21 protein-coding genes are annotated in these 19,567 nt (G+C 39.8%); 11 read left to right on the top strand and 10 right to left on the bottom strand.

The features are described 5' to 3' along the window. The first annotated feature begins 136 nt into the window (after positions 1-136). Positions 137-601, top strand: a complete 465-nt coding sequence (locus AC6JAD_RS05350) for a CBS domain-containing protein (RefSeq protein WP_461302171.1) — start codon at positions 137-139, stop codon at positions 599-601. A gap of 2 nt (positions 602-603) precedes the next feature. Here AC6JAD_RS05350 and AC6JAD_RS05345 read toward each other — a convergent pair whose 3' ends face one another. From AC6JAD_RS05345 to AC6JAD_RS05335, 3 genes are read right to left on the bottom strand one after another with little or no spacing between them, the layout of a single operon-like run. Continuing rightward, positions 604-1,293 (bottom strand): hypothetical protein, encoded by a 690-nt coding sequence (locus tag AC6JAD_RS05345; protein ID WP_461302172.1) that lies wholly within the window; start codon positions 1,291-1,293, stop codon positions 604-606. 1 nt (position 1,294) lies between these two features. After that, complete coding sequence (locus tag AC6JAD_RS05340) at positions 1,295-1,645, bottom strand: DNA gyrase inhibitor YacG (RefSeq protein WP_461302173.1); 351 nt, start codon at positions 1,643-1,645, stop codon at positions 1,295-1,297. Between the two features lie 11 nt (positions 1,646-1,656). After that, positions 1,657-2,571 (bottom strand): DUF6268 family outer membrane beta-barrel protein, encoded by a 915-nt coding sequence (locus AC6JAD_RS05335; protein WP_461302174.1) that lies wholly within the window; start codon positions 2,569-2,571, stop codon positions 1,657-1,659. Between the two features lie 127 nt (positions 2,572-2,698). Here AC6JAD_RS05335 and AC6JAD_RS05330 point away from each other — a divergent pair, with 127 nt between their 5' ends. From AC6JAD_RS05330 to AC6JAD_RS05310, 5 genes are all read left to right on the top strand, one after another. Further along, the gene (locus AC6JAD_RS05330) at positions 2,699-3,241 is read left to right on the top strand and encodes a hypothetical protein (RefSeq protein ID WP_461302175.1); all 543 of its coding nucleotides are present in this window, start codon (positions 2,699-2,701) and stop codon (positions 3,239-3,241) included. A 160-nt stretch (positions 3,242-3,401) separates the two neighbouring features. Further along, the gene (ileS, locus tag AC6JAD_RS05325; RefSeq protein ID WP_461302176.1) at positions 3,402-6,806 is read left to right on the top strand and encodes an isoleucine--tRNA ligase; all 3,405 of its coding nucleotides are present in this window, start codon (positions 3,402-3,404) and stop codon (positions 6,804-6,806) included. A gap of 1 nt (position 6,807) precedes the next feature. Beyond that, positions 6,808-7,191 carry a TraR/DksA family transcriptional regulator gene (locus tag AC6JAD_RS05320; protein WP_461302177.1) on the top strand — a complete coding sequence of 128 codons (384 nt, stop codon included), beginning with the start codon at positions 6,808-6,810 and terminating at the stop codon, positions 7,189-7,191. A 52-nt stretch (positions 7,192-7,243) separates the two neighbouring features. Beyond that, a complete protein-coding gene (locus tag AC6JAD_RS05315; protein ID WP_461302178.1) occupies positions 7,244-7,873 on the top strand; it encodes a DUF4097 family beta strand repeat-containing protein in 630 nt (209 codons plus the stop codon). Between the two features lie 32 nt (positions 7,874-7,905). Then, complete coding sequence (locus AC6JAD_RS05310) at positions 7,906-8,493, top strand: lipoprotein signal peptidase (RefSeq protein ID WP_461302179.1); 588 nt, start codon at positions 7,906-7,908, stop codon at positions 8,491-8,493. On the opposite strand, the gene AC6JAD_RS05305 is transcribed toward AC6JAD_RS05310, so the two are convergent. From AC6JAD_RS05305 to AC6JAD_RS05285, 5 genes are all read right to left on the bottom strand, one after another. Beyond that, positions 8,490-8,915 carry a response regulator gene (locus AC6JAD_RS05305; RefSeq protein ID WP_461302180.1) on the bottom strand — a complete coding sequence of 142 codons (426 nt, stop codon included), beginning with the start codon at positions 8,913-8,915 and terminating at the stop codon, positions 8,490-8,492. The genes AC6JAD_RS05310 and AC6JAD_RS05305 overlap by 4 nt on opposite strands. A 20-nt stretch (positions 8,916-8,935) precedes the next feature. Further along, a complete protein-coding gene (locus tag AC6JAD_RS05300; RefSeq protein ID WP_461302181.1) occupies positions 8,936-10,075 on the bottom strand; it encodes a PAS domain-containing sensor histidine kinase in 1,140 nt (379 codons plus the stop codon). Positions 10,076-10,162: 87 nt separating this feature from the next. Beyond that, positions 10,163-10,735 (bottom strand): 5-formyltetrahydrofolate cyclo-ligase, encoded by a 573-nt coding sequence (locus AC6JAD_RS05295; RefSeq protein WP_461302843.1) that lies wholly within the window; start codon positions 10,733-10,735, stop codon positions 10,163-10,165. Beyond that, a complete protein-coding gene (locus AC6JAD_RS05290; protein ID WP_461302182.1) occupies positions 10,735-11,706 on the bottom strand; it encodes a succinylglutamate desuccinylase/aspartoacylase family protein in 972 nt (323 codons plus the stop codon). Before AC6JAD_RS05290 ends, AC6JAD_RS05295 begins: the two co-directional genes overlap by 1 nt. Then, positions 11,703-12,578 carry an ATP-grasp domain-containing protein gene (locus AC6JAD_RS05285; RefSeq protein ID WP_461302183.1) on the bottom strand — a complete coding sequence of 292 codons (876 nt, stop codon included), beginning with the start codon at positions 12,576-12,578 and terminating at the stop codon, positions 11,703-11,705. Before AC6JAD_RS05285 ends, AC6JAD_RS05290 begins: the two co-directional genes overlap by 4 nt. A gap of 180 nt (positions 12,579-12,758) precedes the next feature. On the opposite strand from AC6JAD_RS05285, the gene AC6JAD_RS05280 reads away from it, so the two are divergent. Continuing rightward, the gene (locus AC6JAD_RS05280; protein ID WP_497866103.1) at positions 12,759-13,313 is read left to right on the top strand and encodes a hypothetical protein; all 555 of its coding nucleotides are present in this window, start codon (positions 12,759-12,761) and stop codon (positions 13,311-13,313) included. 48 nt (positions 13,314-13,361) lie between these two features. Here the strand turns inward: AC6JAD_RS05280 and AC6JAD_RS05275 are convergent, their stop codons facing one another. Together AC6JAD_RS05275 and AC6JAD_RS05270 are read right to left on the bottom strand one after the other, a co-directional pair. Beyond that, positions 13,362-13,970, bottom strand: a complete 609-nt coding sequence (locus AC6JAD_RS05275; RefSeq protein WP_461302185.1) for a hypothetical protein — start codon at positions 13,968-13,970, stop codon at positions 13,362-13,364. A gap of 1 nt (position 13,971) precedes the next feature. Next, positions 13,972-14,280 carry a hypothetical protein gene (locus tag AC6JAD_RS05270; RefSeq protein ID WP_461302186.1) on the bottom strand — a complete coding sequence of 103 codons (309 nt, stop codon included), beginning with the start codon at positions 14,278-14,280 and terminating at the stop codon, positions 13,972-13,974. 167 nt (positions 14,281-14,447) lie between these two features. On the opposite strand from AC6JAD_RS05270, the gene AC6JAD_RS05265 reads away from it, so the two are divergent. The 4 genes from AC6JAD_RS05265 to AC6JAD_RS05250 all read left to right on the top strand — a co-directional run bounded on the left by AC6JAD_RS05265 (position 14,448) and on the right by AC6JAD_RS05250 (position 19,566). After that, entirely contained in the window at positions 14,448-15,836 is a 1,389-nt protein-coding gene (locus AC6JAD_RS05265; protein ID WP_461302187.1) for a cytochrome c peroxidase, read from the top strand. Between the two features lie 239 nt (positions 15,837-16,075). After that, complete coding sequence (locus AC6JAD_RS05260) at positions 16,076-16,528, top strand: hypothetical protein (RefSeq protein ID WP_461302188.1); 453 nt, start codon at positions 16,076-16,078, stop codon at positions 16,526-16,528. A 162-nt stretch (positions 16,529-16,690) separates the two neighbouring features. Further along, on the top strand, positions 16,691-17,998 hold the full coding sequence (locus tag AC6JAD_RS05255) for a beta-helix domain-containing protein (protein WP_461302189.1): 1,308 nt from the start codon (positions 16,691-16,693) through the stop codon (positions 17,996-17,998). 101 nt (positions 17,999-18,099) lie between these two features. Next, a complete protein-coding gene (locus AC6JAD_RS05250; protein WP_461302190.1) occupies positions 18,100-19,566 on the top strand; it encodes a T9SS type B sorting domain-containing protein in 1,467 nt (488 codons plus the stop codon). The last annotated feature ends 1 nt before the right edge of the window (position 19,567 follow it).

Raw genomic sequence — 19,567 nt, 5'->3', positions numbered from 1 at the left:
TTGGGTTTGGTTTCCTAAAAGTACGGATTATTGGGGAAATCATTAAGGGTTAGTCTATGAAGTTGATTTTCAAATAAAAACGAATGATTCAGTTCATAATTTTTGCTATCTTTAAAATGATAAAAACCTAAACCTTATGGGAATTAAAAGCTACATTGGTAAAAGAGCGAAGCCTGCCAAAGGCTCTGCAGAAAATATAAAAGTCTCTGACTATATGAGCACGAACCTCGTTACATTTAGACCAGACCAAAGTGTGTTGGAGGTTATGAACACACTCATTAAAAAGAAAATTTCGGGAGGACCCGTGGTAAATGAAAAAAATGAACTCATTGGGATCATTTCCGAAGGGGATTGTATGAAGCAGATAAGTAATAGCCGTTACTATAATCAGCCGATGGAAGATATAAAAGTGGAAGAGCATATGGCGACAGAAGTTGAGACTATTGATGGCGATATGAATGTGTTCGATGCGGCCGATCGGTTCCTTACATCAAAAAGAAGGCGTTTCCCCATAGTTAATGAGGGAAAGTTAGTGGGTCTCATTAGCCAAAAGGACGTGTTAAAGGCTGCACTTCAATTAAAGGGCAATAGTTGGAAGTAGTATTATTTGGGATCTTTCAGGGCGCTCTTATGATCTGTGATTAACAACTTTTTTTCCTTACTTCCTTTAAGGTTCAATATTTTTGAATAGCGGAATCCTTCAATGGGCTCTTTCAGGGTTTTCCACTCGGCTATTCCCTTAACTGCTACTATTTCATTTAGTTCAATAATTCCTTCCCTGTAAGAAAGATCTTTTTTGAGCCCAATCCAATAGGTGCTACTTTCTCCATTTCTCTGAAGGTATTTTTCTAAATGCTCCTTCTTTTCCCCAAAGATTCCGGTATTGAACTGATGGTCCTGCACCAAATGAATTTTTCGAAACCTATTTGCCTGATCCATTTTCACCATGACCATTTCTCCATTTTGCTCTATGAAAAAATCCTGTGTTCGCAATTCATCGATAATGGTTTTTCTGTTTTTGCCACTGCCATGTATCACTTCCGTATGATAAAAAATGCATTGTCGCCCACTAATGGGAGCAATAAGGGGTTCCTTAACATGCAGAGCCTTTCCAATTATTTTGACATATTCCCCATTTCGAACGGAGCCAATGGGTTTGGCCTTACTCTTGCGCATCTCTCGCAGGATAATTGCCTTTTTGTTAAAAAAGATCCCGAATATAAAAATGCCCAAAAAGACAACCAGGAATAGCGCTATGAAATAAGGATTTTTGGTTCCCTCTAGTAGGAGCATATTAAAATTCTCTTTTTACCAATAAATAAAAATCATTGTCCAATGCTAAATACCCTTGATCGTACACGTAAAAATAGGTATCTCCTTTTTTGGTGGTGTACAAGCCTGTAAAATAATCGAACAAAAAACCATGTTTGCTAAGGGAAGATTTGGCCACTTTTGTTTTCTCTTTGGTATTTAGTGCCTCGAGAATCCTGTGGTTTTTGCGAAGTCTATTGTTGGTAGTTCGGATAATATTTTTGGTATCCTTGTTCAATGCATTATTATGTGCATTGCGACAGGCATCGCTGCAAAACTTCTTATCGGCACGTCCAATGATTTTATCCCCGCATTCTGGACAAAGCTTTTCCATACCTAAAGCTATCAATTTTTTTCTGAATCGTCTTCCTGCTTGGAAAGATTGAAACGATAAATGGCTTCAAAACGCAAAAAGAACCCTCCACGAATCGTTGGATTAAGCTGGGTTCGATCATCCCCAAAACTGAAGGCAGCCAGCCCCAAGTCTATTTTCTCACCCTGCGCATACACCTCGTAATCATTGCTGGCATAGCCGAATTTGGCCCGTAAGAGTAGACTTTTTTCCACTGCATTAAACTGTAAATAGGCGGCAAATTCGAGCGAGCTTAAATCTGCATACACATTGGCATCGTTTTCATCTATGTTAAAACTGCGCCCAATGCCGATATAGTCCAATCCATAGGTAAAAATACCTTGCGTATAATTAATGTCGCCTGCGACAGGAAGGGAAATGTCCATTTCAAATTGGGAGCTCGGACTGAGATAATACCAGCCAAAAATAGGGACGCTGAATACGCCAAACGCTTCGGAAGACGCATAGAGTCCAAACTTGTAGATGAGGTTTTCCTTTTTCTGGTACTTAAAAAGTGCGATCCCACCTATATAGAAGTCGTCTCCATCAATATCTTTATAATCCGATGCTATTTTTGGCAGTGCTACCAGGGTTGTGCTCCATTTTTCGTCCCAGCTGGCAGCCCAACCTAACTTTAGCGTACTACTATATAGACTGGTGAACTCTGCTTGTGGAAACAGCTGAAGATTATTCCGGCTAAATAGTCCTCCCGTAATAATAGCATGTTTATCATTTAAAACTATGGGAAAAGTGATATCAGCTTCAAAGGTTTTCACCTCTGTACTGTTGTCCGTTCCTTCAAAATCATTGTTAAAGGTCTGTCCGTATCCAATTTTTACTAAGTCTACATAATCCTGCGCTTGGATGGAAACAGATAATAGCAGGAACGCTAGCAATAGTTTTTTCAAGATCTTTTTATTGGTTGTTAGTCGTCCTAAAGATAGAAAAATGTGTTAGTAACTTGGGGAAATAAATTGATTTTGGTTCAATTACACCATTCAAAAACAAAGTATCTTTACCCAAAATCTACTACTTATGAGCTTTAAAAAATTACTTTTTATTTTCACGATCGTCCTTGCCGTGACGAGCTGTAAAAAAGATGACGATGGAGGGGACGATACCTTTCTACTGAACAGTGAGAACCTTGCTGGAACCTATGTAATGAATTCCTATATTGAAAATATAGATGAAACATATGTAATAAATGGGGTTCCCATAGATTCGAACACAAATATTGTTGGAGATACTTTCCAAGGGACAACGACTTTTGATGCTGATGGTAACTTTACTATAGATGTGCAGTACCGAATTACGGAAACCATAACCGTAGCTGGAGAAACACCATTGATAGATACTGAAATCATTATAGAAAATTACTCAGGAACCTATACATTGAATGCAACAGCAGAGACTATTACGCTTACATTTGTAATAAATGGTTTTACAGAAAATGAGATGTACGATGTGACTGCATTTTCCAGAACCCAATTTGGGATTGGGTATGCCGATATTGCAAACAACCAGACTACTGGAGAATCCTATGAGTTGGTTGGAGAGATTATGTTCGATAGACAATAGACGTTCCACATAATTTATGGTGCCATGGTTGCTAGATCATTGGCACCTTTTTTTGTGCGTCTTTATTTTTGAATTAAATTCTCCTGTCAAGTCCCTCTATGTGTGGGTTTTTTGCGTAAAAATTCCGTAAATTCGCACCCTTATTCAAAAACAAGGCCCGATGAGCACAAAATTTAAGGAATACAAAGGCTTGGACCTTCCTAAACTGGGAGAGGAATTACTCGATTTTTGGAAACGTGAAAACATTTTCGAGCAGAGTATTTCCATTCGCGAAGGAAGCGAACCTTATGTGTTTTTTGAAGGGCCACCATCTGCAAATGGACTGCCCGGTATTCATCATGTAATGGCTCGAGCCATTAAGGATATCTTTTGCAGATACAAGACACAGAAAGGATTTAAAGTTGATCGAAAGGCAGGATGGGACACTCATGGATTGCCCATAGAGTTAGGCGTAGAAAAAGAATTGGGCATCACCAAAGAGGATATTGGCAAGAAAATATCCGTAGAAGACTATAACGCCGCCTGTAGAAAGGCAGTGATGCGCTATACCGATGTGTGGAATAAAGTGACCGAAAGTTATGGCTATTGGGTAGATATGGACGATCCATATATCACCTACAAGTCAAAATACATGGAAACGGTTTGGTGGTTATTGAAGCAAATCTATGATAAGGATCTGTTGTATAAAGGATATACCATTCAGCCCTATTCCCCTAAAGCAGGTACTGGATTAAGTTCTCATGAGTTAAACCAACCGGGTACTTATCAGGATGTGACGGATACAACTGTAGTTGCTCAATTTAAAACAGAAGTAGGGACCTTACCCGATTTCCTTCAGGGATTCGGAGATGTTCACATATTGGCCTGGACTACCACACCTTGGACCCTGCCAAGTAATACAGCGCTTACGGTTGGCCCTAAAATAGATTATGTGTTGGTTAAAACATTTAACCAATATACCTTCGAACCCATTCATGTGGTTTTGGCCAAAAATTTGGTAGGAAAGCAATTGAGTGGAAAATACGAATTGGCAGAAGATGAAAACGCACTTTCATCCTATGAACAAGGCGCAAAGAAAATTCCGTTTTTGGTACTAAAGGAGTTCAAAGGTGCCGATTTGGTCGATATCCGTTACGAGCAGTTATTGCCGTATGTGTTACCAAACGATCACCCCGAAAATGCCTTCCGAGTTATTGCGGGAGATTTTGTAACGACAGAAGATGGTACTGGAATTGTGCATACGGCCCCAACATTTGGTGCAGACGATGCCAAGGTGGCAAAGGAAGCCACTCCTGAGGTACCGCCCCTATTGGTAAAGGATGAAAATGGAAACTTGGTGCCATTGGTCGATTTACAAGGACGTTTTCGACCCGAAATGGGCGAATTTGGTGGTAAGTATGTAAAGAATGAGTACTACGATGACGGCAAAGCACCAGAAAAGAGTGTAGATGTAGAACTTGCCATAAAACTCAAAATTGAAAATAAAGCCTTTAAGGTTGAAAAATATGTGCACAGTTATCCCAACTGTTGGCGCACCGATAAACCCATATTATATTACCCTTTAGATTCGTGGTTCATTAAGGTTACTTCTTTCAGGGACCGAATGCATGAATTAAATCAAACCATTAACTGGAAACCCAAAGCTACAGGAGAAGGTCGCTTCGGGAACTGGTTGGCCAATGCCAATGATTGGAACCTTTCTAGATCGCGCTATTGGGGAATTCCTTTACCTATCTGGCGAACAGAAGACCGATCTGAAGAAATTTGTATCGGTTCTATCGAAGAATTGAAAGCAGAGATGGCCAAAGCTGTTAATGCCGGGCTAATGGAGCGGGATATTTTCGAGAATTTTGTTGCTGGTGATTTCTCAGAGGGGAATTACGATACGGTCGATTTGCACAAGAATATTGTGGATCAAATCATATTGGTATCGTCCTCTGGACAACCTATGAAACGCGAAGCCGATCTTATCGATGTTTGGTTCGATAGTGGTTCTATGCCTTATGCCCAATGGCACTATCCTTTCGAGAACAAGGAAAAGGTTGAGAATACATGGAGAAAAGCAGATTTCATTGCCGAAGGAGTGGATCAGACTCGAGGATGGTTCTATACCCTACACGCCATAGCGACCATGATATTTGATGATGTGGCTTACAAAAATGTAGTCTCCAACGGATTGGTTTTAGACAAGAATGGACAGAAAATGTCCAAACGCTTGGGCAATGCGGTAGACCCTTTCGACACTTTGGCTCAATATGGTCCGGATGCCACAAGGTGGTATATGATTAGTAATGCCAATCCTTGGGATAATCTAAAATTTGATAGTGATGGTATTGCTGAGATTCGAAATAAATTCTTCGGGACACTGTACAATACGTATAGCTTTTTCAGCCTTTATGCCAATTTGGATGATTTTAACTACGAAGAGGCCAATATCCCATTGGATCAAAGACCAGAAATAGATCGATGGATACTTTCAGAATTGAATACCTTAATTCAGAAAGTAGATGCCGCCTATGGAGATTATGAACCTACAAAAGCAACACGGGCCATATCTGAATTTGTTCAAGAGAATCTGAGCAACTGGTTTGTACGTTTAAGTAGAAGACGTTATTGGAAAGGAAGTTATGGTGAGGACAAGATAAGTGCCTATCAGACACTATATACCTGTTTGGTAACTGTAGCCCAATTAGGAGCACCGGTGGCACCTTTCTTTATGGATCGCTTGTATAAGGATCTTACCTCGGGAGTTACTCAGGAAGCACCTATTTCGGTACACTTAAGTAACTTTCCAAAAACGGATGCGACGTATATTGATAAGGAGCTCGAGCGAAAAATGCAAAGGGCCCAGACAATAAGCTCATTGGTTTTATCGTTACGACAGCGCGAGAAGATCAAGGTGAGACAACCGCTTCAGAAAATCATGATTCCAGTTTTGGATGAATCCGAAAGGGAAGAGATACTGGCGGTTTCAGATCTTATTACCAGTGAGGTAAATGTGAAAGAGATTGAGTTGATAGATGAGGGCTCTGGAATTTTGGTAAAACAAATAAAACCTGATTTCAAGAAATTGGGTCCGCGCTTTGGAAAGGATATGAAATCTATTGCTCAGGCTATCAGTTCGTTTGGACAGGAAGAAATCTCTCAATTTGAAAAAGAAGGGAATATTTCTATTTTGTTTAACGAAAAAAATGTTACATTAACCCTCGATGAGGTACTAATAAGTTCTCAGGATATAGAAGGATGGTTGGTCGCCAATGCAAGTGGAATAACCGTGGCTTTAGACGTGACTATAACGGATGAACTGAGGAATGAAGGTATTGCAAGGGAATTGGTAAACCGCATTCAGAATCTTAGAAAGGATTCAGGATTCGAAGTTACCGATCGTGTAGAGGTCATCGTACAAGAGGATAAAAACCTGAAAACTGCTGTTGAGCAGAATATAGCTTACATTAAACAAGAAACGTTAACCGAAGTGCTGCAATTTGAAGAGAAAGTAGGAGAAGGAACGGAAATTACTTTCGATGACATTGCCACTAGGCTAAGTATTAAAAAACACAATTAATATGGCTCAAGAAGTTAAGAATCGATACAGTGATAAGGAACTTGAGGAATTCAGGGTACTTATACAAGACAAAATTGAAAAGGCAACAGAACAACTGCATCTTATAGAAAGTGCCTATAAAAATGACAGTAATAATGGTACGGATGACACATCACCTACTTTCAAGGCTTTCGATGAAGGGAGTGAGGTAATGAGCAAGGAAACTTCCTCGCAATTGGCCATTCGCCAAGAGAAGTTTATTCGCGACCTAAAGAATGCCTTGATCAGGATTGAGAATAAGACCTATGGAATTTGTCGTGTAACAGGAAAATTAATTAATCCGGAACGCCTAAAATTGGTTCCTCATGCAACGTTAAGCATAGAGGCCAAGAATATGCAGAAGTAAGGACTTCTTCCATATCCAAAATTAATTATGCCCTACGTTGTAGGGCTTTTTTATGAAGAAAATTGGAATTCATATAGCCGCATTCTTTGGGATCATTTTTTCATGCCAATCCCAAAAGGTGATTCAACGATCTTTGGATGCTGAAAACATTGAAAAGATAGAAATCGCAAGCGATCAGGTATTTCTGATCAAATTACAGACCATAGCTACCGAAACTATCGAGATTCTTACCGAAGTGGAAGGTGAAAATTATGAAAATGTGTTGCTTTCTGCACATGAGAAAAATGGGACTTTATATATAAAGACTGGTTACACCCCATATTTTGAGGCAGCCAATGATAAATTGGCAGCGCACAAGGTTATTTCTATAGAAATGACCTTGCTTATTCCAAAGAACCTTTCTGTATATGTAAGCTCTTTCATTGCATCGGTAGAAGCTCAGGGGGAATTCAAGAATCTCTATACAGGGCTGAATAATGGAAATTGTACGCTCACGAATTTTCTAGGTGATGCCCAACTCAACTCACGACATGGCTTTATATCAGTTCATGCGGATTTGGGGGTAAAAGGGAAGGCATTTTCTCAAAGGGGGAAGGTAGAAAACACACTTCCTAAGGAGGGATGGTATGAGGTCTCAGCACAAAGTGTTAATGGAGATGTAATTTTGAAGCCCACCCAATAATTATTCTTTATTTTTGCGCAATTACATACACTATGTCTTTACGAAAAGCCCTATTAATTGTTATCCTGATTCTCATTGCAGATCAAGCGTTAAAAATTTACATCAAGACCCACTTTATGTTAGGAGGGGGTTTTGAAATCTTTAGCTGGTTCGATATAAACTTTGTAGAGAACCCTGGGATGGCATGGGGTGTCGAAATTCCGGGACAGTATGGGAAACTTGCCTTATCTATCTTTCGGTTATTCGCCATAGCTGGTATTGGGTACTGGTTGTACGACACGGTTCGAAAGAATGCGCCCGCCCTGTTAACATTTGCACTAGCGTTTATTTTTGCTGGAGCCCTTGGAAACATTGTGGACTCGGTGTTTTACGGAATAATATTCGAAGATAGCATGGGTCAGGTATCCCAAATTTTTCCAGAGCAAGGGTATGGAACTTGGTTTCATGGAAAAGTAGTGGATATGTTCCATTTCTCCTTTTTTCCACCTGTTTTCAATATAGCCGATGCAGCCATTAGTGTTGGCGTGGGTATCCTTATTGTATTCAATAGAAAAGCATTCCCCAAAAAAGCAAAGGAAGAAGCCAGTCAGGAAATTACAGCTCAGGAGCCTGAGGTTTAAGCACTATTTCTTACGAAAATCGCCTCGAATTCATCCAGATTTACAGGCTTAATTAAATAGTCCGTTACCAAGGAGAAATTCTTGGCACGATCAAGATCAATTGGGTTAATGGAGGAGCTTACAATGTATAATGTGGTTTTAACATCCCTTCCTGTTTTAATTTTTGTGAATTCCTCAAGAAAACGCCAGCCGTCCATAACGGGCATATTCAAATCTAACAAGATGATTTCAGGAAAAATGCGATCATCCTCTTCCTTAATAATTGGAGTAAAGTATTGAAGTGCTTCCTGCCCATTCTTGAAAATGAGCAAGTTTTCTGAAAGTTTTCGAATGTTAATCACTTTTTTAATGAGATTGATGTAGACATCATCATCATCTATAATACAGGCTAGTTTAATTGGGGTGGGGGTAAGGTTAGTCAAAATGGAGGTTGTTTTGTTTGCTAAAATACGATTTTAAATGTGGTTCCTTCGTTTACGGTGCTTTCAACATGAATGCTTCCCTGCAAGGTTTCAATTTGGTTTTTGGTTATAAAGAGTCCAATCCCTACAGACTCTTTGCCCGTATGGAATGTTTGGTACATATTGAATAGGTCATCCCCATGCTTTTCGAGGTCTAGTCCCAGACCATTATCCTTTATCATTAAACAAGTTCTCTCGCCTTCGAGAAAACTGCAGATATCAATTATAGGGGTCCTATCGGGATGCCTATATTTTATGGCATTCGTAATTAGATTTAAGAAGATACTTTCCAGATAGGAAGGAATGTATTGTATTTCCGATACTTCTGTAAAATCCGAGAAAATCTCCGTTCCGGTCTCCTCGATCATTCTGCTGATCGAACTTATTGTGTTTTGTAGCACATGGTCGAAACTCAAAATTCTTCTCTCGTCCAGTGATCGGGACTGAGCTGTTACAATTTCATTGAGGTGGTTAATCGTTTCATTGAGACTTTCAGAGATATCGTACAAGCTCGATTTCAATTCTTCCTCTTCGGCTGCATCTTCGATAGATTTCAGTAAATCTAAGGTTAATCCCAAATTACTGGCATGCGACCTAAGGTTGTGGGAGACGATATGCGCAAAATTAAAAAGTCGGGAATTCTGTGACTCTATAACTTTTACAGAGGTTTGCAAACCAATTTCCTTAAGTTTCTCTTCATCTACATCCTGAAATACACCTTGTATTCCGACAATCTCTTTATTTTCATCATAAATGGGCCTTCCCACAGCTTTCGCCCAGAATTCACGCTGGTCGTAAGTAAGCATTTTTACAGTGGTGTTAAAAGGGGCACCCATACTACAGGCCATGAAAGCCTCGGTAGCCTTAGCTTTGTGCTCTGGGGCATAAAAGTCCAGCGCCGTTCGCAAGGAAGGACGATAATCGTCGGGAGCATTTAGAATCTTTCGTGCTTGAGGATCTAGATAGCTTTTTTTTTCTTTGAAGTGGATGGACCAACCACCTACGCCTGTTAATTCGGCGACATCTTTATAGTAGAAATTTCCAAAAGGACTATCCATTTTTTCTTTAGTCGATTCTTCAATATCGGGGCCCTTATTTTTCTTTTTTTGGGTCAAAAACATGGTTAATTAGTGTGATTAGGGGGCCTCAATATAGCATAAAAAAAAGAAATCCCTGGAAGTGAAGGCCATAGGCACTAAGCGAGGCAATTACTTTTTTTCGAAAAAAGAATGGATTGTTTTTGGGGTAATGCAATAATCTAATGCAATATCCATGGAGTCATGAGGTACAATATCTTCAGCGTCAAAAAACGAGAGCCCTATTTTTATACAATTTTGATTGCATTCAGAAAGAAACCGATCATAAAACCCCTTGCCATAACCAATCCTATTCCCCTGTTTGTCAAAAGCCAATAATGGAACAAAAACCACTTCCATTTGGGAGGCCTGTATTTCAATTCCGGAAACAGGCTCGGGTATTCCATAATTTGATACTTCCAGTGAGGTGTTTTCTTGCAGTAGTATATGTTTCAAGTCATTCGTATCGAAATCGGCCTTAGGGACAACCACACTTTTTTCCCTACCCATTAGAATATGCAATAGGTGTTCCGTGAGCACCTCTTTTTTTTCCAAAATGGAAAGAAAGACATGGTAATAGGTAGCGTTCCAAATGGGCAAGGATAGAGCGTTATTGGCAATCGCAATGCTATAATCTTCTATTTGGTCATCTGATAGTTGTTCCCTTTTCTCTTTATAGGATGTTCGAAGGTCTTTTTTACTAATCATTGAACCTCGGTTGAAATATGGAATAAGGCATCGCCTTGGTACACCAAAGGAGCTTCGTTAACATTGATCACATATCCTTCCTGATTGGACTTTATCCAATGATGAATTTTTCCATAGGGATCGGTAATGTGCCCAATAACCTCTTGTTTTTTCACATAACCTCCCACCTTTATGGACGATTTAAACATTCCCGAGGCACTGGCCCGAACCCATTTGCTATGTGTAATTACGACCGATGACTTCCTAGGTGAAGAAACCTTGAAATTGGATCGAAGCATTCCCAAATGGTGCAATACCCTTTTAGATCCGTTTACTCCGGTATTACTCACAACCGTATCTATGGAATTGGATTTGCCCCCTTCGAACAATAATAAAGGAATCCCCTTTTTTTGACACGCACTACGGAAGGACTTCTTTAGGTTTTTTGAATGTAGAATAAATGGAGCATTGAACTCTGTGGCCAACTCTACTAGTTCCTTTTGTTCTTTTTCAATCCGAATGTGAGGCACGTTAAAACGACTGGACCCACCTGTATGGAAGTCGATACAATAATCCACGTGCGGAACAATGTCATTCATCAATTTGTAAGCCACCCGAGCTGCTAACGATCCCATTTTACTACCGGGAAAAGAGCGGTTTAGGTCCCTGCCATCCGGGAACTCACGGACCTTTTGCAGGAATCCAAAAATATTAATAATGGGAATGCAAATTATAGTGCCAATTTTAGGTTTGTTGATGCCTTTTGAAACCATCTGGCGTACGATTTCGATTCCATTAACCTCGTCGCCATGAATTCCTGCAGTAAATAGGACAGTAGGACCCTTAAATTTGGAACGTTCAATTATAATTGGAACGTCCACGGGTGCATTGGTATGCAGATTGGCAAAACTAAAATTGAGTTCCCTAGAGCTTCCTGGGGCAATCTCTTGTCCCATGAGTGTAATGGATTCCGCCTTCTTTTGGGTCATATACGTCTGTTGCGTTCAATATAATTAATGATCTGGGTAGCTACATCTATTCCTGTAGTATTTTCAATTCCTTCGAGTCCAGGTGTTGAGTTTACTTCCAAAACAATGGGCCCCTGTTCCGATTCTAAAATATCCACGCCGCATACACCCATCCTCAGCGCCTTGGCAGCTCGTAAAGCCATATGTTCTTGGGCTTGACTTAAGGTGATTGCTTCCGCGGAACCCCCACGATGCAGATTGGATCGAAAATCGCCAGCACGGCTTTGTCTTTTCATGGCGGCTACGATCTTGCCATCAACCACTATGGCCCTAAAATCGGCTCCATTGGATTCGGCAATAAATTCCTGAATAATGAAACGAACTTTTGCAGCCTTTAGTGTTTCTATCGTAGAAAGGGCTGAGGCATGGGTTTCGGCTAGAATTACGCCTTGCCCGTGTGTGCCCTGCAGTAATTTTATGATCACAGGGGGTGAGCCAAATTTGGATAAAGCATTTTCAATATCCGGGGTATTCCCTAAAATGGTTTGTGGAACTGGAATTCCGGCTTTTGCCAAAATTTGAAAACAGGTCCACTTGTTTCTGGATTGCAGGATGGGCTCTGCGCCCACAACACAAAACACCCCCATAGACTGAAAGTGTCTTACCAAAGAAGATCCATAAAAAGTATTGGATGCCCCTACACGTGGAATAACAGCATGTAGATCGTCCACAATCTCATTATAATAGTATAATACCGCCTTGCCGTTTTCGATGCCCAAGGTACAATGACCGGGATCCAAAACTTCCATGTCGTGGTTTCGTGCCAATCCTGCTTTTAGGAGGCTTTTGGTAGAGTAAAGGTTTTCCCCTCGGGAAAGTACGGCGATGTTCATGCGCTGTGCTTAGTGCCTGCAATTTAGGAAAAAAGAGATTTAGATGCTATATATGAGAAAAACGGGTAAAACCCTTTTTGTATTTAAGGGGAATACCTACAGAATTAAGTTGCTGTATTACATAACTTTAATCTCTAATCAACATTGGCCAATGTTGGGCTAAATCATGTTAAACAATAAATGATGAAAAGAGGAATAGTTACAAGTTTGATAGTACTGATAATGGCTGTGGGTTGTAAAACCACAGTCCCACCGAGGGATACCCGACCCCCAGAATTTATTCTTAAAATAATAGGAGATGGTCTTAATGAAGAAATCACGGAAGACTTCGATTTTGACAATAAAGCACTGTATTTAAGGCGTGGGGCGTCATATCGTGTTATCTTTACATATACGGATAGCGGTGGGCTAAAGGAAATGTCTTGGATCTATACAGGAGGAGTCATTCACTTAGGTGGTGAAACGTCTGCTGTAGGGCTTTTAACTATAGCCAACTCTGGAGATCCTTACAAGAGCCAACGAAAATGGCAGCCATTATTGGAAGATGAGACCGAAGCCTATCGAAGTAATATTGTAACCTATACAGATTTTCAGGCCATTGGAGGTCCATTGGGTGAGGGTATCGTAGATCATGAATGGGAAATAGTTGTCATCGATGTTCGTGATAATGAAACCAATAGAAAAATGGTCTTGCGAATTACCAATGAACCATCAAGAATAGGGTCTATAGATTGAAACTAGTGTTGGGAATCCATTGGCAAGGTAAATATTTTCATAGCGCATTTATTTCCCCTTTCTTTTTTCCTCAATAATAAAGGTCGTGGTTTTCTTCCCCACCTTAGTTTTCTTTATAAGTCGCTTTATTATTTTGATGATAAATCTCTGGGCTACATCATTAATGTCTATATATTCCTCTTCGGGGTTGCTGGGGCTATCCCCGTAATGCTTTTTCAGATAATCTTGATCTAATGGGCTTGCCCAAGCTTTTGATCTGGATTTCCAACCCGTAATCTTGGTGTCTTTTTGCAGTTCGATGGCACCTTTTGGTAAAGGATAGCCCTTTGGGCCACAAACCTCCATGGAGTCGAACACAGCATGCATACTTTCGTGTAGTAAGGTATCTGCCAATTCCATAGGGTTTTGTTTGTGTTCCGGTTTAGTGGGATTCATGTATAATTCTCCCGGATCACCGTCAACATATCCGCCAAATCGTTCTTTATTACGAGTGGTCAACCCAGGCTTTATTTTTAACTCAAAAATCTTTTTGCAATTCTTTAAATAGTCCCAAATCTTTTTGAAATCGGGATCCTGAAATAAAGCCTCAATAGCCTTTTTTTGATTTGCATTTCCCTTTAATCCCTTTAGGAAATCCTTTTCGCCCTTAAATGCCATATTAAGTAATTTTAAGGGTTACGAAGTCGGTCTTTTCAACAAGGTCTTTGTTAAAACGAATTCGGTAGTGATTGCTTTCAAAAACGGAAGGATAAAACCAACTATTGTCCACTTCGAGAATGGGATCTCCCAGCATATCCCTAATCTCTTTTGGTGTCATCCCTAACTCTATTTCAACACCATCGACCAAGTGCAACAAATTATCCAGATGCTCACATAGGGTCACCACTTCTTCCAGGTTCATTCTGTAGATTTTGCCGGAATGAAAATAATCCTTTATAAGCTCCTTTATTTCCGAAGTATGAGACATAGGCGACATATTACTTAACTAATATACAATTATTTATACGTGATAATTGATGCGCTAATTATGCACAGTATGCCAAATTTTGGTTGATATGGATTCATTTTATGCTTCAACTTATTGGAATTCCACATGAATTACTATCTTCGGGTGAAGTCGAATACATAGCCCTAATGAAAAATAAATTTGCAAATTCACTCCTTCTATTGGCTTTTGGATGGATATTCATAAGCGCAACCATTGATTTGGATAATCTATTTAATTATGCCAATCAGGATGTTCCAGACTATATTACACACGATAATACTGATGGCAATCCCATAGATGATAGGACAGCTACATTGGGCCGTGTTCTTTTCTACGATAAAAACCTATCTAAAGATGGTACCATCGCATGTGCTAGTTGCCATATTCAGGAGCGTGCTTTCGGTGATCCAAGTGTTCAAAGTACAGGAGTTAATGGAGTTACGGGAAGACATTCTATGCGATTGATCAATCCAAGATTTTCACGTGAGGCTCATTTCTTTTGGGATGAAAGGGCAGAAACTTTGGAGAACCAGACCAGCCAACCCATTCAGGATCCTATAGAAATGGGCTTCAGCGGCACCAATGGCGACCCCGATTTTGAAGACCTTATAAATCATTTGGAAGGAATTGATTATTACAACACCCTTTTCGAATTTGCATTTGGCGACATGGAAATCACCGAGAACCGAATGCAATTGGCCCTTGCACAATTTATTAGGAGCATGCAATCTTTCGATTCTAGATTCGATGAGGGGCTTGCACAGGTTGACAACTTTACGCTGCCCTTTCCAAACTTTACGCCACAGGAGAATATGGGGAAGGACCTGTTCATAAACACTCCGGGAACAGGTGCCGGTTGCGCGGGCTGTCATATTCCCCCAGAATTTTCCATTACCCAAAACACGCAGAACAATGGTGTGATCACAGTTGCTGGCATGCCTGGTGAAATAGATTTAACGAATACACGGGCACCCTCCCTAAGGGATATCGTAAATCCTGACGGCACTTTAAATAGCCCATTAATGCACGATGGTAGTTTTACCAGTCTCATAGATGTGGTTAACCATTATAATAGTATTCCAGATAATCCTGAAAACACAAGTCTGGATGGACGATTAACGGATGCCAACGGAAATCCGCAGCAGCTCAATCTTTCGGAAGAGCAAAAACAAAACCTGGTCGCTTTTTTGGGAACACTAACGGGATCTGACATCTACACCAATGAAAAATGGTCGGATCCTTTCGAACCGGATGGCTCCATAAAAATAATTGGAGGAACCCTGGGGATTTCTGAAAATGATATTCCTGCTTTTGTAACTATTTCACCCAATCCTGTTGTCCAAAATGCAATAATTGAGACTAATCTTGGCCATTTTAAGATATGGGTGTATGATCATACCGGAAAGCTTTTGTTGCAGCAGGATTCAAATGCCCAAACCACATTGGATTTTAGTAGCAGGACAACTGGACTGTATTTCGTAACCATTATTTCGGAGAATGGTATACAAATCACCAAACGTTTATTGAAGGTCTAAACGGATATCTAAAAGTCTTATTCCATACAAAGGATAGAACCTCCTTTGGTACATTGCATGGTTGAAACTATACCTTCATAGGCGAGCGCAAAATGTGTTTTTGAACGATGCAACGTAGGAAATTACTTATTATTATGTTAAAAAATGTATTTTATCGATGAAATTTGCATTTTATAGGATTTAATTGTAGAATTGATGCGTAGAAGCCTATTGCCCCCAACTATTAAATCTAAATTATTATGAACTTAAAATCAAAACTTACTCTACTCACTGTTGTGCTAATGCTGTGCACAACATTTGCTGTTGCTCAAAAAAATGGGAAACAACCTTCAATTATTTCGGGTGATGTCGCCATTAGTAAATATCATGAGCGCGAAGAACTTGAAAGGATGCGAAAAGGTCAATTGTTACAATTGTACAATAAGCGCATCGAGGTAATCATTAAGATTCTACCAAATATTGCATTCGCAACAAAACCAGGTGTTACCATGAGTTCATTGGGAATTCCTGACACTAAGGAAAACCGTATTGCCCTAGAGGAAAATACGAATGCCACGACTACTTATTTTCAGAACACTTTGAAGTTTCAAAGAATTGTGCTGCCTTATTCAGACAAGAGTAATTTAATTGCGGCCATTTTATTCTACGAAGAAACCTTGAAGGCATTGCATACCTACGACGATTTTAACTAATTAGAAAGGTACACTTTTAAATTTAACATTTCCTACGCAATTTAAAGGAATTGTACTCGTTATGTTAAATTTTGTGTATTTCATCGTATTTATTTGCATTTCATGGAATTTGAAGTATATTTATAATCTTGTTTATGAAGTATTTAACATAATTGATTGCATATGGACAAAAACTACCCCCTGACAATTTTTATCCTTTTTTTTCCTCTTCTCTGTTTGTTTGCACAACAGGAAAAGGGAATATATGGCAATGAAAATTGGTTAAGTATTTGGACCGAATTCAATTCGAGCGCCAACGAATACCCAGAACCTACTCAGATTCTCTCCGGATCAATTACAAAAGATACCAAGTTGCTAAAAAAGGAAACGTATCTATTGTTGGGAGATGTATTTGTGACCGATAGCACTACCCTTTCTATAGAACCAGGTACAGTGATACTTGGTGATTATAAGTCTAAGGCTTCGTTAATTATTAGCGATGGATCGAAGATCATGGCCGAAGGAACCCAAACAGATCCCATCATCTTCACATCGAATAGAGGGATCAAGAAAAAAGGAGATTGGGGAGGCATTTTCGTGCTAGGAAATGCACCAGTAAACAAAACAGGCAATTCCTGGGCATTGGATTATGGACTTAAACCTCCAGCTATGGATGCCATACGTTATGGTGGAGACAATGTGGAAAGCGATTCCGGTATTATGAAATATGTTCGTATAGAATATGCTGGGAAACGCACCAAAAATCATGGTTACTTAAACGGCCTCACCTTAGCGGGTGTTGGTGATGCAACGGTGATTGAAAATATAATGGTGTCTTATTGCGAAGGAAGTTCCTTTTATGTACTTGGTGGGAATACTATTCTATTCCAACTTGTATCCTTTAGGGCAAAACGTAATGATTTTATATTCAACTATGGCGCACAAGCCTTGTTGACGAATTCTATTGCAGTTAAATCACCCTATCATACCACTTCAGGTGAAGCCAGCAGTGTGTATTTGGCTTCATACAACGAAAAGGAAGAAATAGATCCTGAGAAAAAAGGGACTTACCTTTTCGCCGAGAACCTTACTCTTATGGTTCTTAGTAAAAATTTGGAGGCGGATACAAAAGTTGGACTTGTTCATGAAGCTATGTATGTGAAGGAAGGAGCATCATTTTCCATTGATAAAAGTATTTTTTCTGGCTTTAATCCTGGAGTAATTCTGGATAACAAAATTCAGATAAATGATGAGAACCTGCGTAACATGCGATTCACGAATATGTATTTCAATAATTGTAAAGGAAATATTTTCACCGAAAATGTATCCAATAATGAAGATCTCGAAAACTGGTATGGGAATAGTGCCTTTGGTAATGTGTACTCCCGTGGAATGGATTCAGAGACTTTCATTGATGTGAAAAACATGGATGACCCGGATTTTAGATTACGAATCAATAAAATTATAGCCAGCAGCCTTCCTGAGGAATAAAAAAAACATATATCTAAAAATATTCTGACTTATGTCTGGTAAGGCCCCAGATGTAAGGTTATAGCATACCCCATTGCCTATAAACACTTAAAATCATCTGGATGGCCAAAACTACTTATCTAAAATTTCTTTCTTTCTGTCTGCTCTTTTGTGCGATTTCCAATATGGCATCATTAGAAGCACAGATAGTGATTGGGACTCCAGATCTGCAGTTCACACAGGCCTGTGCCAATGAATCTTTCAATTCATTCACAGTAAACTTTGTGTTCAATCCAGCATCGGCTTTAGAGCCATCCAATCAGTTTACTGTCGAGTTGTCGGATGCCGAAGGTAACTTTGATGAAGCGGAAATTGTATTTACCTCCAATCCAGGTACCATAAGCACATCTCCTGCGTCCATCGATTTCTCCTTGCCAATTACAACAGGGGGCGAAGGTTACAGGGTACGGGTAAAAAGTAGCTATCCGGTAGCATCGAGTACACCATCAGAAAGTTTTTCAGCATATTATAAATTACAGGATAGTCCGTTTACCATTAACAATCTTGTGGCAGAAGCCAGTTACTGCCCAGGAGGGAGCTATCTCCTAACGATAGACAATCCAGGTTCAGATGGCAATGACTCACCATTAAACTATCCTTCCTTAACCTACAATTGGTTTAAGGAAGTGAACCCTACCACTTTTGTTTTTGTGTCCGAAGGTTCGACATTATCCGTGACCCAAGAAGGGGTATATTTTGTTGAAACGAATTATGGAAGCTGTACATCCAATTCTTTTTCGAATCGGGTAACGATAACTGAAGCCGTTTCCCAAGATGAAGTCTTTGCTACCATCGTTTCCAGTTTAGGAAACCCATTTTGTGCGGCAGATGGCCCTACTGTGTTGAGTACGGTTGAAGGAAATAGTTACCAATGGTTTAAAGAAGGCACTCCCATTCCAGGCGCTACTAGCCAAACCTATGAAACCGATGTTTCTGGAGCCTATGCTGTAGTAGTAAATTTTGGCAGTTGTGAAGCTACAGGCACTATAGACCTAGAAACAGGCGACTTCACAAGTAGTCTTGATGTTCCAGATGTGGCATTGCTGGAAGAAGGGGATACCCTTGTAGCTACGGTAACCACAGATGCCGTAAACCCTGAATTTCAATGGTATCTGGATGGTGAAACCATACCCGGTGCAACCCAGAGTGTATTGAACATAACGACCTTCGGTTTTTATAGTGTCATGATTGCACAAAGCAATACATGTCCTATTTCCGATGAGCTATTCTTTCAGGTGGAAGAATTTATAAACCCTTTTCCCGAAGTTGCCAATATTCCAAATCTTATCAGCCCAAATGGGGACGGTATCAACGATACTTGGGTAATTCCCATTCCCTATGTAAGTGGCAGTAATACGGAAGTAATAATATACTCCAGTAGAGGAGATGTGGTGCTGAGTACGAAGGACTATCAAAACAACTGGCCTGAAGATCAACTTAATTATGGAAGTGTAAACCAAATCTATTATTACATGATCGTGCCAGAAGGACAAGAACCTAAAAAAGGATCAATAACCATTGTAAAGTAAC

Source organism: Aureisphaera sp. (assembly GCF_059726885.1).
The sequence above is the reverse complement of the archived record's forward strand: the minus strand, read 5'-3'. Positions and strand labels throughout refer to the sequence as shown.

What these genes read in the sequence shown, in the direction of transcription:
- AC6JAD_RS05260 (WP_461302188.1), top strand. Translation starts at nt 16,076, where the DNA reads ATGAACTTAAAATCAAAACTTACTCTACTCACTGTTGTGCTAATGCTG.
- AC6JAD_RS05265 (WP_461302187.1), top strand. Translation starts at nt 14,448, where the DNA reads ATGAAAAATAAATTTGCAAATTCACTCCTTCTATTGGCTTTTGGATGG.
- AC6JAD_RS05310 (WP_461302179.1), top strand. Translation starts at nt 7,906, where the DNA reads ATGTCTTTACGAAAAGCCCTATTAATTGTTATCCTGATTCTCATTGCA.
- AC6JAD_RS05300 (WP_461302181.1), bottom strand. Translation starts at nt 10,075, where the DNA reads ATGTTTTTGACCCAAAAAAAGAAAAATAAGGGCCCCGATATTGAAGAA.
- AC6JAD_RS05290 (WP_461302182.1), bottom strand. Translation starts at nt 11,706, where the DNA reads ATGACCCAAAAGAAGGCGGAATCCATTACACTCATGGGACAAGAGATT.
- AC6JAD_RS05270 (WP_461302186.1), bottom strand. Translation starts at nt 14,280, where the DNA reads ATGTCTCATACTTCGGAAATAAAGGAGCTTATAAAGGATTATTTTCAT.
- AC6JAD_RS05320 (WP_461302177.1), top strand. Translation starts at nt 6,808, where the DNA reads ATGGCTCAAGAAGTTAAGAATCGATACAGTGATAAGGAACTTGAGGAA.
- AC6JAD_RS05275 (WP_461302185.1), bottom strand. Translation starts at nt 13,970, where the DNA reads ATGGCATTTAAGGGCGAAAAGGATTTCCTAAAGGGATTAAAGGGAAAT.
- AC6JAD_RS05345 (WP_461302172.1), bottom strand. Translation starts at nt 1,293, where the DNA reads ATGCTCCTACTAGAGGGAACCAAAAATCCTTATTTCATAGCGCTATTC.
- AC6JAD_RS05340 (WP_461302173.1), bottom strand. Translation starts at nt 1,645, where the DNA reads ATGGAAAAGCTTTGTCCAGAATGCGGGGATAAAATCATTGGACGTGCC.
- AC6JAD_RS05250 (WP_461302190.1), top strand. Translation starts at nt 18,100, where the DNA reads ATGGCCAAAACTACTTATCTAAAATTTCTTTCTTTCTGTCTGCTCTTT.
- AC6JAD_RS05255 (WP_461302189.1), top strand. Translation starts at nt 16,691, where the DNA reads ATGGACAAAAACTACCCCCTGACAATTTTTATCCTTTTTTTTCCTCTT.
- AC6JAD_RS05315 (WP_461302178.1), top strand. Translation starts at nt 7,244, where the DNA reads ATGAAGAAAATTGGAATTCATATAGCCGCATTCTTTGGGATCATTTTT.
- AC6JAD_RS05285 (WP_461302183.1), bottom strand. Translation starts at nt 12,578, where the DNA reads ATGAACATCGCCGTACTTTCCCGAGGGGAAAACCTTTACTCTACCAAA.
- ileS (WP_461302176.1), top strand. Translation starts at nt 3,402, where the DNA reads ATGAGCACAAAATTTAAGGAATACAAAGGCTTGGACCTTCCTAAACTG.
- AC6JAD_RS05350 (WP_461302171.1), top strand. Translation starts at nt 137, where the DNA reads ATGGGAATTAAAAGCTACATTGGTAAAAGAGCGAAGCCTGCCAAAGGC.
- AC6JAD_RS05330 (WP_461302175.1), top strand. Translation starts at nt 2,699, where the DNA reads ATGAGCTTTAAAAAATTACTTTTTATTTTCACGATCGTCCTTGCCGTG.
- AC6JAD_RS05280 (WP_497866103.1), top strand. Translation starts at nt 12,759, where the DNA reads ATGATGAAAAGAGGAATAGTTACAAGTTTGATAGTACTGATAATGGCT.